This window comes from Pseudomonas sp. CFBP2511, from assembly GCF_030209255.1.
In the GTDB taxonomy this organism is placed as follows: domain Bacteria; phylum Pseudomonadota; class Gammaproteobacteria; order Pseudomonadales; family Pseudomonadaceae; genus Aquipseudomonas; species Aquipseudomonas avellanae.
Genome location: NZ_JARVSI010000027.1, coordinates 150,678 through 165,302, shown reverse-complemented (window position 1 = coordinate 165,302; position 14,625 = coordinate 150,678). Strand labels below are relative to the sequence as shown.

The following is a 14,625-nucleotide window of genomic DNA, read 5'->3' as shown; positions in this document are numbered from 1 at the left end:
TAGTTAGTTGCTGGTCATGCTCACGTTTTTCTTCAACAGGTCGCGATAAAGCTCTGCGTAGGGCTCCACTGCCTGATGCCAGTTGAAGGGGGCAGCCATTGCGCGGCAGCGCATGGCATTGAGCAGTTCCGGGTGAGCGAAGACCTGAAACGTGCGGTTCAGGGCTTCGGTGTAGCTTTCGACGGTTGATTCATTGAACAGAAAGCCGGTAACGCCATCCTCAATGGTGTCCGCCAAGCCGCCGGTGTTGCGGGCGACAGGCAGCGAGCCGAAACGCTGGGCGTACATCTGGGTCAAGCCGCAGGGTTCATAGCGCGACGGCATCAGCAGAAAATCACTGCCGGCAAACATGCGTCGTGCATCGGTTTCGTTGAAACCGATACGCACACCGATACGGCCAGGAAAGCGTGCCGCCAGTTCGCGCATGGCATCTTCTTCTTCGGGCTCCCCGCGGCCGATGATTGCAATCTGCCCACCGTTGTTGACGATGTGCTCGGCCACGCCGATGGTCAGGTCCAGGCCTTTCTGGTAAACGAGGCGCGAAACCACCGCGTAAAGCGGCCCGCTGGAGGCGTCCAGCTCAAACAGCTCGCGGACGTAATCGGCATTGATTTCCTTGCGCGTCCACTCATTGGGCGCGAAGTGACAGATCAGGTGTTCGTCAGTGGCGGCGTCCCAGCTTTCATCGATACCGTTGGGAATGCCGCTGAGCTGACCTTTGTCGGCCTTGCTCTGCAAAAAGCCCTCAAGGCCGCAGCCGAATTCAGGTGTGGTGATTTCCCGGGCGTAAGTGGCGCTGACCGTGGTGATGTGGTTCGCGAACGCCATACCGGCCTTGATGAACGACAGCTTGCCGTAAAATTCCATGCCTTCCGGGGTGATCGCCTCATCCGGGATGCCCAGTTCACGGCTCGACGCAGTACTCACGGTGCCTTGATAGGCCAGGTTGTGAACCGTGAAAATACTCGGCGTGGACTGTCCGCGCCAGCGCATGTAAGCCGGCGCCAGACCGGCAGGCCAGTCGTGGGCGTGAACCAGCTCGGGGCACCACTGGCTTTTCACTTCGCCAGCAGCAAACTCGGCAGCGGCCAGGCCCAGACGGGCAAAACGGATGTGGTTGTCGGACCAGTCGCGGCCGTTAGTGTCAGCGTAAGGCGTGCCTTCGCGCTCATACAGTTCCGGGCAGATCAGCACGTAGATGACCAGGCCATCTTTCATGTCCATACGCCCGACCTTGCAGGGCGGCAGTGCAGCATGCCCGCCCAGCTGGCTGATGATATGGATCGGGTTGCCGCTGTTGATCACTTGCGGATAACCAGGAATCAGAACTCGAACGTCGTGCAGGTGGCGCATGGCGCGTGGCAGTGCGGCAGACACATCGCCCAGCCCGCCGGTTTTCACCAGGTCGGCCAGTTCGGAGGTCACGAACAGCACTTTGCGCCTGTTGACCTGAGACATGGTCGGTTGAACGGTCGAGGTCGGCAATTGCAGCGAAGTAACGCTCTTGGCAGCAAAGATCGGCAGATGAGTCAGCTCGCCAACTGGCTGGTTAAAACTCTCTCCCTTCTGGGTTTTGACAGCAGCGCTAATCATCGATTTTTCCCCTTAAACAGTCTTGGTGCATCACTTTGATTTTTATTGGCCATTTCCTATGGCCGGGTACACATACGTGCACTACGCAAGATCAATACCCGTTTCGATTATGCGTAGTGACCAAGCGGCGTGATGTCGCCATAACCGGATGTCAGCCAATAGCATAGATGCTCTATTCACCTGACCCGGCGGTTTTTGAGAAGTTTCGACTTTTTTATTTACGAATGTCTGGCATGGGCTTCGACGCCGCAGCGATGGGCATGCTGCAAGAGCCGGCCCGGCAGTCGATACGTTTTTTTCGGGCTCGATTTCGAGGCTGCGCGGCACACGACCGGTCGTCGGATCGTTCGACAATACCTGCCAAGTGCTTCGTTTTTATAACAGAAGGGTAGTCAAGCGAGGGGTTGATGAGCCTCATCGGTGCAGCGCGCCTTTTCCGGGTGCGCCTGATGTTCAATCTCCGGGCATGGGGAGAAATTTCCTACATTTGTGCTGGAACATTTTGGAGCGAGGCAGGATAGAATCGGACCAGCCGTCCCAGCCTTGGCGCTGGTCCTGATAAACGCCCCTTTGACTGATTTCACTGAATCACTCTGATTGAATTGACGAGGATGGAAATGGAAGCCCCCGAGGTACTGGTACTGCAAGCGAGTTATACAAATCCTGTGCACGCTGACGCGATCGGATTTGTCTTGAACGAATATTCGATGGATGTCATGGGGGCGGGCAAGTCACTGTCCAGTGATACCCGGCAGCAACTGGCCATAGAGCTGGCCAAGCGTCCACATGCCTTCAGCGTGCTGGCCTTTATTTCCGGCGAGCCGGTCGGGCTGGTCAACTGCTTCGAAGGTTTTTCAACCTTTGCTTGCCGCCCTCTGGTCAACATTCATGACGTGGCGGTGGTCTCGCAATATCGTGGTCTGGGTATCAGCCACAAAATGTTGCTCAAAGTGGAAGAAATTGCCCGTCAACGCGGTTGCTGCAAGCTGACCCTGGAAGTGCTCGAGGGCAACGACGTGGCGCAAGGCGCTTATAAAAAGCTAGGCTTCGATAATTATCAGCTGAACCCTGAAATGGGGCGTGCGATGTTCTGGCAGAAGTCGCTCTAGCCAATGTGGCGGGCGCCTGCAGCAGGTCGGGCGGGGGAGGGAGAAGCGGAGAAGATTGTGCGAAGCATCAGATCAAGTGGGCAAGCCAGCATATCGGGCTTGCCACGGAGCGGTCTGAAGGGTAGTGCAACTGCGGTCAGGCTTGAAGCATCTTGCCGGGTGCAGGCAGCTGGTTTTGCTGCAGCATCATGGTCAAGTGAGCCACTTTTCGCTGCAACTGCTCGCGTTCTTCTTTCAATGCACGCAATTCGTCGCGACGGATCGTGACATAAAGGGTCTGTGGTGCAAGTGCTGGTAGTACAGTGCCCATTGCTCACCTCGCAAATGGCGGATTCAACCTCAGAAAGGTCCGTGGCAATGACTTTCAATCCATGAGCGCCGCTGCTTACCTCTCTATCGGCACCGATTCTGATTTCTTTTGCATGATTTTGGAACTTTTTTATTTTTAATTGTCGCGAATGTTTATTAATCGCGACAAAATGCACCATCGGAGGGCAATCCTGCCTTCACCTTCTTGCAAGGGAACCGACGTTCTGCCTCGCTTGACTAAACAGCATGCTCGCTACCCGTCGATGCGCTGGACGGCAAGTGGGGCACCTTTTTACGATTTAAGGAGCACCTTCATGCAACTTGGGATTATTGGACTGGGCCGCATGGGCGGCAACATTGCACGGCGACTGATGCTGGATGGTCACACTACAGTGGTGTATGACCGCGATGAGGCATCACGCAGCGCCCTGGCCAATGAGGGCTCCACTGCCGTCGCTGATCTGGCGGAACTGGTGAGTGCACTGGAAAAGCCTCGTGCAGTCTGGGTCATGCTCCCGGCAGGCGCTCCGACCGAAGACACCATTCAGACCCTCAGTCAGTTGCTTGAAGCCGACGACGTGATCATCGATGGCGGTAACACCTTCTACAAGGACGACATTCGTCGTGCGCAGGAACTGAGCGAAAAAGGCCTGCACTATGTCGATGTCGGCACGTCCGGTGGCGTCTGGGGCCTTGAACGCGGCTACTGCATGATGATCGGTGGCGACGTGGCGGCAGTCGAGCGTCTTGATCCGCTGTTCGCGTCCCTCGCACCCGGCCTTGGTTCGATCGAGCGCACTCGCGGTCGTACCTCGACCGACGACCGCGCAGAGCGTGGCTACATCCACTCAGGCCCTGCAGGTTCGGGGCATTTCGTGAAGATGATCCACAACGGCATCGAGTACGGAATGATGCAGGCCTTCGCCGAAGGCTTCGACCTGCTCAAGCAGAAAAACTCCGAGCATCTGCCGGCCGAGCAGCGTTTCGACCTCAACACTGCAGACATTGCCGAGGTCTGGCGTCGTGGCAGTGTGGTTTCATCCTGGCTGCTCGACCTGACCGCCGATGCCCTGGCGACTGACCCGCAACTCGACGCCTTTTCCGGCTCGGTCGCCGACAGTGGTGAAGGACGCTGGACCATCGAGGCGGCGATCGAGCAGGCCGTACCGGTTCCGGTGCTCTCCAGCGCCTTGTTCGCGCGCTTCCGCTCCCGTCAGACAAGCTCGTATGCAGACAAGATGCTGTCTGCCATGCGCTTTGGATTTGGTGGCCACAAGGAACCCAAGTAATGGGTCTGTCGCGCGGCAGTGCCGAGCAAAAAGCCGAAGTTGCGCCCCCAACCACCCTGTTTCTGTTCGGTGCACATGGTGACCTGGTCAAGCGTCTGCTGATGCCGGCGCTTTACAACCTGTCGCGCGACGGTCTGGTGGATGAAGGGCTGCACATCGTCGGCGTCGATCATAACGCGATCAGCGATGCGGACTTCGCCAAAAAACTCGAAAATTTCATTCGCGACGAGGCCGCCGGCAAAATTGCCGGCGGTGGCAAGGACCCTCTCGATCCTGCGTTGTGGGGCACGCTGGCCGAGCGTATCAGCTATGTGCAGGGTGACTTTCTGGATGATTCGACCTATCAGGACATCGCCAGCAAGATCGAGAGCACCGGTGCGAAAAACGCGGTGTTTTATCTGGCCACCGCGCCGCGGTTCTTCAGCGAAGTGGCCCAGCGCCTGGGGTCGTCCGGTTTGCTGCAGGAAACCGATGACGGGTTCCGACGGGTAATCATCGAAAAGCCGTTCGGCTCCGATCTGGCCAGTGCAGTGGCGCTCAATGGCTGCCTGCTCAAGGTCATGAGCGAAAAACAGATCTACCGGATCGACCATTACCTGGGCAAGGAGACGGTGCAGAACATTCTGGTCAGCCGTTTCTCCAATGGCCTGTTCGAGTCGTTCTGGAACAACCACTACATCGACCACGTGCAGATCACCGCTGCGGAAACCGTGGGTGTCGAGACCCGCGGCAGTTTTTACGAGCACACTGGTGCACTGCGCGACATGGTGCCCAATCACCTGTTCCAGTTGCTGGCGATGGTCGCGATGGAGCCCCCCGCGGCCTTCGGTGCCGACGCGGTCCGTGGCGAAAAAGCCAAGGTGGTGGGCGCGATCAGGCCGTGGAACAAAGAGGAAGCACTGGCCAATTCGGTACGCGGTCAGTATGCGCAGGGCACGATGGGCGACAAGGAGGTTGTCGGTTATCGCCAGGAAGATCGGGTCGAGCCTGACAGTACGACGGAAACCTATGTGGCGCTCAAGGTCATGGTCGACAACTGGCGCTGGGTGGGCGTGCCTTTTTATCTGCGCACAGGCAAGCGCATGAGTGCCCGCAGCACTGAAATCGCCATCTGCTTCAAACCTGCGCCCTATGCGCAATTTCGTGACACCGAAGTCGATCGTTTGAAGCCCAACTACCTGCGCATCCAGATTCAGCCCAACGAAGGCATGTGGTTCGACCTGTTTGCCAAACGGCCCGGCCCGACGCTGGACATGGAGGACATCGCGCTGGGTTTTGCCTATAAGGACTTCTTCGAGATGCAGCCTTCGACCGGCTACGAAACCCTGATATACGACTGTCTGACCGGCGACCAGACCCTGTTTCAGCGTGCCGACAACATCGAAAACGGCTGGCGTGCGGTGCAGCCGTTTCTTGATGCCTGGGCCAGCCAGCCTGAAGTTCAGCCGTATGAGGCTGGCAAGAACGGACCTGATGCGGGTGACGAGTTGCTGAGCCGTGATGGTCGCGAGTGGAGAGATCTGAATGTCTGAGCCGTCTTCATCCTCTGTACAGTTTCTGTTGTCCGATATCGATGGCACGTTGTTGCGCCGCGATCACAGCTTGAGTCAGGTCAACATCGAAGCGATCGGGCGCCTGCGTCAGGCAGGCATCCACTTCACCCTGGCCAGTAGCCGACCGCCAAGGGCCATGCGTCAGGTCATCGAAGCGTTGGGTGTCGATCTGCCAACGGTGGCCTTTAACGGCGGCACCATCACTCATCCCGATGGCAGCCTGCTCGCGGCTCATCGTATTGATCCGGCTGCGGTCAGGACCTGCCTTGAGTTGTTCGCAGGGCACAACGTCGCTATCTGGGTGTTTGCCGATGATCAGTGGCTGCTGCTCGACCCTGGCGCGGACTACGTCGATCATGAGCGCGACGCGCTGGGCTACGATTATGTTCAGGTCGAGAGTTTCGAGTCGTACCTTGATCGCGTCGACAAGATCGTCGCAGCCAGTGCCGATTTCGAGCTGCTGAAGACCCTGGAGTCACAGCTCAACCCGCAGATCGAAGGCCTGGCGCTGGCCGCCCGCTCGCAAAAATACTACCTGGACGTGACCGCGCTGGACGCCAACAAGGGCTCGGCACTGGTCGCGCTGGCGAAATACCTGGGTGTCGAGTTGTCCCGTACCGCAGCCATCGGTGATGGCGGTAACGACGTGGCGATGTTTCACGCGGCCGGGTTGTCCATCGCGATGGGGCAGGGTGAGCAGACAGTCAAGGGACAGGCGGACCATGTTACAGATAGCAATGAGCAGGACGGTGTTGCCAAAGCCATCGAGCGTTACATCCTGCCAGCCTGAACCGGCCTGTTGTTCATGTCGACGAACCCTCTCTCAAGACGGGCATTTCTGAATGGCTGCACTGATCGAAGACTACGCATTGCTGGGCAACTGTCAGACAGCTGCCCTGGTCGCCCGGGATGGCTCACTGGACTGGTTGTGTTTTCCGCGCTTTGACTCGACGGCCTGTTTTGCGGCATTGCTGGGCAGCGAAGAACACGGGCGCTGGAAGATCGCGCCACGCGCCGAGGTTATCGCGGTCGAGCGCCGTTATCGTGAAGGGACGCTGATTCTCGAGACCGTCTTCGAAACCCGTGACGGTCGCGCGATGTTGATCGATTTCATGCCCATGAACACCAGCGGCCATGTGGTGCGTATGGTGGTCGGGCTGAGCGGGCAGGTGGAGTTCGGCGTCGACCTTGCCATTCGCTTCGATTACGGCAGCAGCGTGCCGTGGGTCGAGCGCAAGGACGCGCATACGTTGACAGCGGTGGCAGGTCCCGAAATGCTGGTTTTGCATAGCCCGGTGGCCTTGCATCCGCAGGATCACCATACCGCCAGTCAATTTCAGGTCGGGGAAGGTGAGCGCAAGGTGTTCGTTCTGGCGTACCAGCCTTCCTTCGAACCTTTGCGCGTACAGATCGATCCCGATCATGCGCTCGAGACCACTGCAGCCTACTGGCGCGAGTTTTCTGATCGGTGCCCTGATGTCGGGCCGTGGACGGGGCAGGTGAAACGCTCGCTGATCACCCTCAAGGCCATGACTTATGCGCCCACCGGCGGCATTGTTGCCGCCGTGACGACCTCGTTGCCCGAGCAATTGGGTGGCGAGCGTAACTGGGACTACCGCTATTGCTGGTTGCGCGACGCGACCATGACCCTGCTGGCTTTCATGAATCTGGGTTATTTCGAGGAAGCTACCGCCTGGCGCGATTGGCTATTGCGGTCGATTGCCGGCAACCCGGAACAGATACAGATCATGTACGGCGTGGGCGGTGAGCGACGTTTGCAGGAATATGAACTGCCGTGGTTGAGCGGCTACGAGCACTCGCTGCCAGTGCGAGTGGGTAACGGCGCGGCCAATCAGGTTCAGCTGGATGTCTATGGCGAAGTCGCAGATGCGATGATTCAGGCCCTTAAAGGCGGCATGCCGCAGCACCCGCGCAGCGTGGCGATTTCCAAGGTGGTGATGCCTTATCTGGCGAAGATCTGGCACCTGCCGGACGCCGGAATCTGGGAGATTCGCTCCGAACCACGTCACTTCACCCATTCCAAAGTCATGGCCTGGGTGGCCTTCGACCGCAACGCCACGCAGATCGCTCAGGCTGCCGAAGGCGAAGAAGATCGTGCTCTGGCGGAACACTACCGGCGAGTGGCGGACGAAATCCATGCGGATGTCTGTCGCCACGGCTTTGATGCCGAACTGGGCAGTTTCGTGCAGACCTACGGTTCGACAGAGGTCGATGCCAGTTTGCTGCAGATTGTCCTGACCGGTTTTTTGCCACCCGAAGACCCTCGTGTCATCGGCACTGTCGCGCAGATCGAGCGCACGCTGATGCAGGATGGCCTGTTACTGCGCTACGACAATGAGCGCAGCGTCGATGGGGTGGCAGGACGCGAAGGGACCTTTCTGGTCTGTTCGTTCTGGCTGGCCGATGCCTACGTGCTGCTGGGCCGGGCCGATGACGCCGCAGCGCTGTTCGAGCGGTTGTGCGGTTTGTGCAATGACGTCGGGCTACTCGCGGAGCAATATGATCCGAAGGATGGTCGGATGCTGGGCAATTTCCCGCAGGCGTTCAGTCACATTGGCATTATCAATACCGCGCTGAACCTGCATCGAGCGGTCTGTCCTGCGTTGACACGGACTTCAGGGGCGCTTGAGGGGGCTTAGGAGGCCTGTCAGCTATCGCGACCGGCCTTTCGGAACGTCAGGTTGATCCGTTGCTCGCCCAGCAATGGGTGTTCAGCCTGCTTTATCGGCAAGATGCCGTGGAAGCGCAGCCGGTCTTCGCCGCCCCAGACCACCACGTCACCATGAAACAGTGAAATGCGCCGGGTCTTGTCGCTGCGTTGCATGCCGCCGAACTGGAAGATCGCCGGGATACCCAATGACACCGAGACCACGGGCCAGCGATGGTCGTGCTCGTCCTTGTCCTGATGCAGCGACATCTTTGCGCCGGGTATATAGCGATTGATCAGGCAGGCGTCAGGCACAAAACCGCGATAGCCGGCGGCGAGTGCGGCGCTCTGCGCCAGTTGCATGAAAGCGTCCGGCATCGCAGGCCAGGGCTGACCGGTTTGCGGGTCCACGTCGCTGTAGCGATAGCCGTGACGATCAGTGATCCAGCCCAGCGGTCCGCAACTGCTCAATGCAGCGGACATGCTTAGCCCGCCGGGTGTGAGCATGTGACGGAACGGGGAGTGGCCCAGCGTCTGCTCAAGGGCGAGCAGCAGCGTTGGCATGGCAGGCAGCGCAAAACCGCTGAATAACCATGACCCCGGCCCGATCTGCTCGTCGCGTCGAGGCTGGGGTGTCTGGTCGGCAAACAGGTCCAGAGTGGCGGGAGTGTCACCTTTGCGTTGCATGATCGGGTCGAACACCTGGCAGTATCGTGTGCGTTGCTGAATCAGCGCTCCATTTAATCAGAGCGCCTTGCTGACCTTGACGTCGGTAATCTGATCGTCGCCCGGGCCATGCATTTTCTTCAGGGCTGCCTCGGCTTCTTCTACAGAAGCCGACTGCAACTGGGCGAACTCGAAGCGGCGTTCGCCGTTGAGTTTGTAGCTGACAGCGAATTTGGTGGTACGCGGTGCTGGATTGTTCACGGTCACTCCTTGCATCATCCCAGGCGAGAGGTCGAGCGCCGGACGATTTTGATCTTGTGGGTAAAAGGCGGTTTGCGTCCGGCGTTGGTATCGACCTTGCGGCCTGCGGTATCGATGGTGATGTTCCAGAAGCCAGTGCTGGGTGCAGCGATCTTGGCCGGGAACGTGTCAAACGCACCGCCGTGATACGTGTGCCGACCACCGTTTTTGAAGCTGCGGAAATTCGCATCGTTCATCAGGCGAATATTGCAGGTCTGGGAGCACTCGATAACGACCAGGTCGTCCTCGTTGAGATGCTCACGCTGGTGTACGAATTTCATGACGGGCTCCGAAGCGGGGGTTTTTCTGAAAAATCAAAACGATAGCATGCGACGTTCGCAATTTGACGTTCATGGCAGCTAATTTGCCGTGTTTCTCGCAAAAAACACCTGTGTCGGGATTTAATTGCGCCCGGGCTTGTCGTAGGACCTTTATTCGGAGGCTTTGTATGAAACTGGCTGCTGTAGTAGTCCTGGCTCTGGCGATGACCGGCTGTGCCACTGTGGATGACATCGAGCATACGCTCCCTACCATGAGCGTGATGTCGGGCAAGAAGCCTCAGGAATATGCGGACTGTTTCATTGGCAAGATCAGTAGCAGCCGCAAACCCCCTTTGGTAGAGCCTCGTCATGACGGTTTGCGAGTCATCGTGGCGCAGAAGCTCAGCAAGTCGCCAGCGGCCGTCGTCGATATCGAGACACGCTCGGGCGGCAGCACGATCAAGGTCTACGAGCGACTTTCCAATGTGCCTATCCGCTTCAGGGACGTTCAGAACGCCGCCGACGCGTGTATTTCCGGCTAATTGCACCCTTGTGGATCGCGCCGCCCTGCGGTGTTTGCACGGGGCGGCAGGCCTGACTTATTTGCACACCACCAGCACGCTGCGGCTCTTGTAGTTACCGACGTCCACGCCCAGGGTCTTGTCGCGTTCCGCAGGCTGTGGCGTGCCGTCTGTGCCGACGATTTCATAGCCTGTGCCCGCGCAGGACGCATCGGCCTTTTCATAGCAGCTGGCCCACGACATGGCTTCGCCGGAGCAGTCGATGCTCAGCCCCTGTTTACCGTTTTTCAGGTAGGTGTTTGAGGCGGTCGCGCAGCCGGCAAGGCCCAGCACAGCAATAATGGACAGGAGTCTGATCATGTTTTTCGCTTCGATATAAGTTCAGAGAAAAGGCAACAGCGAGCTGTTGGACTTTGGGCGGGTGCCATCGTTCCGCCATGTTTTACGTTATTGCACCGCCATTACGTCGGCTGATGCAGACGTTATCTTTAGTCTGATTGTCAGTAGAGTGAGGCAGTTTTATGCCCATGCGGCGCCATTCGATGCTCGCAATATACGAGATTGTGCGGAACTATCTGGCTGTGGATTCCTCTATCATGGCATTGGACGGCCCTTGGCGGGTCATTGTAAGGTGGCCGCCGCCTGATTAGACTGGCCCGTTAACACCATCAGCCCTTACCAAGGACTTTTATGATCAAGAAATGCTTGTTCCCAGCAGCCGGTTACGGCACTCGCTTCCTCCCAGCGACCAAGGCCATGCCCAAGGAAATGCTGCCGGTGGTCAACAAGCCACTTATCCAGTACGGTGTTGAAGAAGCGCTCGCGGCAGGTCTGACCGAAATTTCCATCGTGACTGGCCGTGGCAAGCGCTCTCTTGAAGATCACTTTGACATTAGCTACGAGCTTGAGCATCAGATCAAAGGCACTGACAAAGAGAAGTATCTGGTCGGTATTCGCAAATTGATCGACGAGTGCAGCTTCTCCTACACGCGTCAGACCGAAATGAAGGGCCTGGGCCACGCTATCCTCAGCGGTCGTCCGCTGATCGGCAACGAAGCGTTTGCCGTAGTGCTGGCCGACGACTTGTGCGTCAACCTTGAAGGCGACGGCGTGCTGGCGCAGATGGTCAAGCTGCACAAGCACTATGGCTGCTCGATCATTGCCATTCAGGAAGTCGATCCGTCGGAAACCAACAAGTACGGCGTCATCGCTGGCGAAGAGATCAAGCCAGGCTTGTTCCGCGTGACCGACATGGTCGAAAAGCCGAAGCCTGAAGATGCACCGTCCAACCTGGCGATCATCGGCCGTTACATTCTGACGCCGGACATCTTCGAAAAAATCGAACAGACCGAGCCAGGCAAGGGTGGTGAGATCCAGATCACTGACGCCCTGATGAAGCAGGCAGCGGAAGGTAACGTGCTGGCCTACAAGTTCAAGGGCACGCGCTTTGACTGTGGCGGCGCTGAAGGCTACATCGAAGCGACCAACTTCTGCTTCGAACATTTCTACAAAGCTGGCAAAGCGCATTGATTTTTGATTGATGACGTTTTTGCACAAGGCCACCTTCGGGTGGCTTTGTCGTTTCTGCCAGACCGCCAAGCGGTTATGCTGTGCCCCTGCCTAGGAGATATCAATGGCCTTTGATTTTGATCTGTTTGTAATTGGTGCCGGTTCGGGTGGCGTCAGGGCGGCGCGTTTTGCGGCCGGTTTCGGTGCGCGAGTGGCAGTGGCTGAAAGCCGTTATCTGGGTGGTACCTGCGTGAATGTGGGGTGTGTGCCCAAGAAATTGCTGGTGTATGGCGCGCATTTTTCCGAAGACTTCGATCACGCCAAAGGGTTCGGCTGGTCATTGGGTGAAGCCAGCTTTGACTGGTCCACGCTGATCGCCAACAAGGACCGCGAGATCAATCGCCTCAATGACATCTACCGCAAGTTATTGGTTGATAGCGGCGTCACGCTGCTGGAAGGTCATGCAAAAATCGTCGGCCCTCAACAGGTCGAGATCAACGGCCAGACCCACAGCGCCGAGCGCATCCTGATTGCGACCGGCGGCTGGCCGCAGGTGCCTGACGTGCCTGGGCGCGAGCATGCCATCACGTCCAACGAGGCCTTCTACCTCAAGGCCCTGCCAAAACGCGTGGTGGTGGTAGGCGGCGGGTATATCGCCGTGGAATTTGCCTCGATCTTCAATGGTCTGGGCGCCGACACCACGCTGGTCTACCGTGGCGAACTGTTCCTGCGCGGCTTTGACGGCAGCGTGCGTAGCCATCTTCATGAAGAGTTGCTCAAGCGCCACATGACGATTCGCTTCAACAGTGATATCGAGCGCATCGACAAGCAGTCCGATGGCAGTCTGCTATTGTCCATGAAGGGTGGTGGCACACTTGAGACCGATTGCGTGTTCTATGCGACGGGTCGTCGGCCGATGCTGGATAACCTTGGTCTGGACAGTGTCGACGTCAAGCTCGACGAGCATGGCTACATCAAGGTCGACGAGCATTACCAGACCAGTGAGCCATCCATTCTCGCGCTCGGCGACGTTATAGGCGGTGTGCAACTGACGCCGGTGGCGCTGGCTGAGGGTATGGCCGTGGCCCGTCGCCTGTTCAAGTCCGAGCAATATCGTCCGGTAGACTACAATCACATTCCAACAGCGGTTTTCAGTCTGCCGAACATCGGCACTGTCGGTTTGACTGAAGAAGATGCGATCAAGGCGGGTCATGATGTGCAGGTCTTCGAGAGTCGGTTCAGGCCCATGAAGCTGACGCTGACCGACGATCAGGAGCGCACTTTGATGAAGCTGGTGGTAGACGCGAAGACTGACCGGGTGCTTGGATGCCACATGGTCGGGCCCGATGCTGGCGAAATAGTGCAGAGCCTGGCGATTGCCATCAAGGCGGGTGCAACCAAGCAAGTGTTCGACGATACGATCGGCGTGCACCCTACGGCTGCAGAGGAGTTCGTTACCATGCGCACGCCCGCAAAGCGTTAAACCGCGCAGCACCCGGAGTTCAGGAAGGTCTCCGGGTTAAAGCTTGAAAGGACGGATCCCTGAGTGAATAGAGAAAAACCCTCTGCCTGGATGCCTCTGCATCCGACCAGCCAGGACTGTGTGGTCGAGCAGTCTGTCGATGCGCTGCGTGAGCGCGAGCGTCGGTTCAGGATGCTGGCTGACAACATGAGTCAGCTGGCCTGGACTGCCAGCCCGCGTGGTCAGGTCCAGTGGTACAACGAGCGCTGGTACGCTTACACCGGCGCTACGCTGGAGGCCATGGTGGCGCTGGGCTGGCGCTCGGTCGTGCATCCCGAGCATCGCGAGCGGGTGATGGCACGCTTGCAATACTGCTTTGCCACCGGCTCTGTCTGGGAGGACACCTTTGCCCTGCGCGGCAAGGACGGTGCCTTCAACTGGTTTCTGTCACGCGCACTGCCCATGCGCGATGCACAAGGGCACATCACCCACTGGCTGGGTACTCACACCGACATCACCGCTCAGGTCAATGCCGAAGAAGCGTTGCGCGAACTCAACGAAAGTCTGGAGTTGCGCGTGGCTGAGCGTACCCGCGAACTGGCAAAGGCCAATGAGTTGTTGCAGGTCGAGATCGCGGAGCGGGCTCAGGCTGAAGAGGTGTTGCGCCATGCACAGAAAATGGACGCCATCGGTCAATTGACCGGCGGCATCGCCCATGACTTCAACAACATGCTGTCCGGGGTGCTCGGCGCGCTGGATATGATCAGGCTGCGTATAGGGGCGCAGCGCTTCGGTGAGGTGGATCGCTACGTTGACGCTGCGGTCAGTTCAGCTAATCGTGCTGCTGCGCTGACCCAGCGACTGCTGACCTTTGCCCGCCGTCAGTCACTCAGCGTCGGTACGGTGGATATCAATTGCATGGTGCGCTCGATGGAAGAGTTGCTGCGCGGCACGGTCGGTAATCATGCGCAATTGCACATTGAGCTGGAGGAGGGGCTGAGCGCCATTCAGACTGACGAGCATCAGCTGGAAAACGCGCTATTGAACCTGGTGATCAACGCGCGTGATGCCGTGCCTGTCGCCGGTCTGATCAGTGTTCGCAGTCAGGCTTTGCGGCTTGTTGCGCAGGAAGGGGCGTTGGCCGCAGGTGACTATGTGCGGCTCAGTGTCGAAGACAATGGCTGTGGAATTGCCCAAGATGTCATTGATCGAGTGTTTGACCCGTTTTTCACGACCAAGCCTGTTGGCCAGGGAACAGGCCTGGGCCTGTCAATGGTTTACGGTTTCATCAAGCAGACTGGCGGGCATGTGCAGATAAAAAGCGAGCAGGGTCAAGGCACGCGGATTTGTCTGTACCTGCCGTGTGGCGCAGCGACTGCCTGAAAT

General features: G+C 58.2%; 15 protein-coding genes. 9 read left to right on the top strand and 6 right to left on the bottom strand.

The genetic code is table 11. From position 1 onward, the window contains the following. Positions 1 to 3 precede the first annotated feature (3 nt). Positions 4 to 1,593 carry a glycogen synthase GlgA gene (gene glgA / locus QRN38_RS22755; RefSeq protein WP_285362567.1) on the bottom strand — a complete coding sequence of 530 codons (1,590 nt, stop codon included), beginning with the start codon at positions 1,591 to 1,593 and terminating at the stop codon, positions 4 to 6. 617 nt (positions 1,594 to 2,210) lie between these two features. On the opposite strand from glgA, the gene QRN38_RS22750 reads away from it, so the two are divergent. After that, complete coding sequence (locus QRN38_RS22750) at positions 2,211 to 2,702, top strand: GNAT family N-acetyltransferase (protein ID WP_005766220.1); 492 nt, start codon at positions 2,211 to 2,213, stop codon at positions 2,700 to 2,702. A gap of 136 nt (positions 2,703 to 2,838) precedes the next feature. On the opposite strand, the gene QRN38_RS22745 is transcribed toward QRN38_RS22750, so the two are convergent. Next, on the bottom strand, positions 2,839 to 3,012 hold the full coding sequence (locus QRN38_RS22745; RefSeq protein ID WP_032622366.1) for a DUF6026 family protein: 174 nt from the start codon (positions 3,010 to 3,012) through the stop codon (positions 2,839 to 2,841). Between the two features lie 148 nt (positions 3,013 to 3,160). On the opposite strand from QRN38_RS22745, the gene gnd reads away from it, so the two are divergent. The 4 genes from gnd to QRN38_RS22725 are packed head-to-tail and all read left to right on the top strand — an operon-like array spanning position 3,161 to position 8,513. Then, the gene (gnd, locus tag QRN38_RS22740) at positions 3,161 to 4,300 is read left to right on the top strand and encodes a phosphogluconate dehydrogenase (NAD(+)-dependent, decarboxylating) (protein WP_310886852.1); all 1,140 of its coding nucleotides are present in this window, start codon (positions 3,161 to 3,163) and stop codon (positions 4,298 to 4,300) included. Continuing rightward, positions 4,300 to 5,832: a glucose-6-phosphate dehydrogenase gene (gene zwf / locus QRN38_RS22735; protein ID WP_005766214.1), complete on the top strand. Its 1,533-nt coding sequence runs from the start codon at positions 4,300 to 4,302 to the stop codon at positions 5,830 to 5,832. Before gnd ends, zwf begins: the two co-directional genes overlap by 1 nt. Next, positions 5,825 to 6,643 (top strand): Cof-type HAD-IIB family hydrolase, encoded by an 819-nt coding sequence (locus QRN38_RS22730; RefSeq protein ID WP_005766212.1) that lies wholly within the window; start codon positions 5,825 to 5,827, stop codon positions 6,641 to 6,643. The genes zwf and QRN38_RS22730 overlap by 8 nt, the downstream gene beginning before the upstream one ends. Positions 6,644 to 6,695: 52 nt before the next feature. Next, a complete protein-coding gene (locus tag QRN38_RS22725) occupies positions 6,696 to 8,513 on the top strand; it encodes a glycoside hydrolase family 15 protein (protein ID WP_005766210.1) in 1,818 nt (605 codons plus the stop codon). 8 nt (positions 8,514 to 8,521) lie between these two features. Here QRN38_RS22725 and alkB read toward each other — a convergent pair whose 3' ends face one another. The 3 genes from alkB to QRN38_RS22710 are packed head-to-tail and all read right to left on the bottom strand — an operon-like array spanning position 8,522 to position 9,768. Continuing rightward, positions 8,522 to 9,208: a DNA oxidative demethylase AlkB gene (gene alkB / locus QRN38_RS22720; RefSeq protein WP_011104393.1), complete on the bottom strand. Its 687-nt coding sequence runs from the start codon at positions 9,206 to 9,208 to the stop codon at positions 8,522 to 8,524. 57 nt (positions 9,209 to 9,265) lie between these two features. After that, a complete protein-coding gene (locus tag QRN38_RS22715; RefSeq protein WP_003380430.1) occupies positions 9,266 to 9,448 on the bottom strand; it encodes a hypothetical protein in 183 nt (60 codons plus the stop codon). A 14-nt stretch (positions 9,449 to 9,462) separates the two neighbouring features. Beyond that, a complete protein-coding gene (locus tag QRN38_RS22710; protein ID WP_003380432.1) occupies positions 9,463 to 9,768 on the bottom strand; it encodes a DUF1883 domain-containing protein in 306 nt (101 codons plus the stop codon). Between the two features lie 167 nt (positions 9,769 to 9,935). Between QRN38_RS22710 and QRN38_RS22705 the strand changes: the two genes are divergently transcribed. Continuing rightward, a complete protein-coding gene (locus QRN38_RS22705; protein ID WP_005737860.1) occupies positions 9,936 to 10,289 on the top strand; it encodes a hypothetical protein in 354 nt (117 codons plus the stop codon). 57 nt (positions 10,290 to 10,346) lie between these two features. On the opposite strand, the gene QRN38_RS22700 is transcribed toward QRN38_RS22705, so the two are convergent. Further along, the gene (locus QRN38_RS22700) at positions 10,347 to 10,628 is read right to left on the bottom strand and encodes a lipoprotein (RefSeq protein WP_005766205.1); all 282 of its coding nucleotides are present in this window, start codon (positions 10,626 to 10,628) and stop codon (positions 10,347 to 10,349) included. A gap of 330 nt (positions 10,629 to 10,958) precedes the next feature. Between QRN38_RS22700 and galU the strand changes: the two genes are divergently transcribed. The 3 genes from galU to QRN38_RS22685 all read left to right on the top strand — a co-directional run bounded on the left by galU (position 10,959) and on the right by QRN38_RS22685 (position 14,622). Beyond that, positions 10,959 to 11,798, top strand: a complete 840-nt coding sequence (galU, locus tag QRN38_RS22695; RefSeq protein ID WP_003315315.1) for a UTP--glucose-1-phosphate uridylyltransferase GalU — start codon at positions 10,959 to 10,961, stop codon at positions 11,796 to 11,798. A gap of 103 nt (positions 11,799 to 11,901) precedes the next feature. Further along, positions 11,902 to 13,260: a glutathione-disulfide reductase gene (gene gorA, locus QRN38_RS22690; protein ID WP_054090764.1), complete on the top strand. Its 1,359-nt coding sequence runs from the start codon at positions 11,902 to 11,904 to the stop codon at positions 13,258 to 13,260. Positions 13,261 to 13,323: 63 nt separating this feature from the next. Next, positions 13,324 to 14,622, top strand: a complete 1,299-nt coding sequence (locus QRN38_RS22685; protein WP_032710559.1) for a hybrid sensor histidine kinase/response regulator — start codon at positions 13,324 to 13,326, stop codon at positions 14,620 to 14,622. Positions 14,623 to 14,625: the final 3 nt, after the last annotated feature.

Excerpts from the sequence above, each read along its gene's own strand:
- glgA (WP_285362567.1), bottom strand. The coding sequence starts at position 1,593 with ATGATTAGCGCTGCTGTCAAAACCCAGAAGGGAGAGAGTTTTAACCAG.
- QRN38_RS22750 (WP_005766220.1), top strand. The coding sequence starts at position 2,211 with ATGGAAGCCCCCGAGGTACTGGTACTGCAAGCGAGTTATACAAATCCT.
- QRN38_RS22745 (WP_032622366.1), bottom strand. The coding sequence starts at position 3,012 with ATGGGCACTGTACTACCAGCACTTGCACCACAGACCCTTTATGTCACG.
- gnd (WP_310886852.1), top strand. The coding sequence starts at position 3,161 with ATGTTTATTAATCGCGACAAAATGCACCATCGGAGGGCAATCCTGCCT.
- zwf (WP_005766214.1), top strand. The coding sequence starts at position 4,300 with ATGGGTCTGTCGCGCGGCAGTGCCGAGCAAAAAGCCGAAGTTGCGCCC.
- QRN38_RS22730 (WP_005766212.1), top strand. The coding sequence starts at position 5,825 with ATGTCTGAGCCGTCTTCATCCTCTGTACAGTTTCTGTTGTCCGATATC.
- QRN38_RS22725 (WP_005766210.1), top strand. The coding sequence starts at position 6,696 with ATGGCTGCACTGATCGAAGACTACGCATTGCTGGGCAACTGTCAGACA.
- alkB (WP_011104393.1), bottom strand. The coding sequence starts at position 9,208 with ATGCAACGCAAAGGTGACACTCCCGCCACTCTGGACCTGTTTGCCGAC.
- QRN38_RS22710 (WP_003380432.1), bottom strand. The coding sequence starts at position 9,768 with ATGAAATTCGTACACCAGCGTGAGCATCTCAACGAGGACGACCTGGTC.
- QRN38_RS22705 (WP_005737860.1), top strand. The coding sequence starts at position 9,936 with ATGAAACTGGCTGCTGTAGTAGTCCTGGCTCTGGCGATGACCGGCTGT.
- QRN38_RS22700 (WP_005766205.1), bottom strand. The coding sequence starts at position 10,628 with ATGATCAGACTCCTGTCCATTATTGCTGTGCTGGGCCTTGCCGGCTGC.
- galU (WP_003315315.1), top strand. The coding sequence starts at position 10,959 with ATGATCAAGAAATGCTTGTTCCCAGCAGCCGGTTACGGCACTCGCTTC.
- gorA (WP_054090764.1), top strand. The coding sequence starts at position 11,902 with ATGGCCTTTGATTTTGATCTGTTTGTAATTGGTGCCGGTTCGGGTGGC.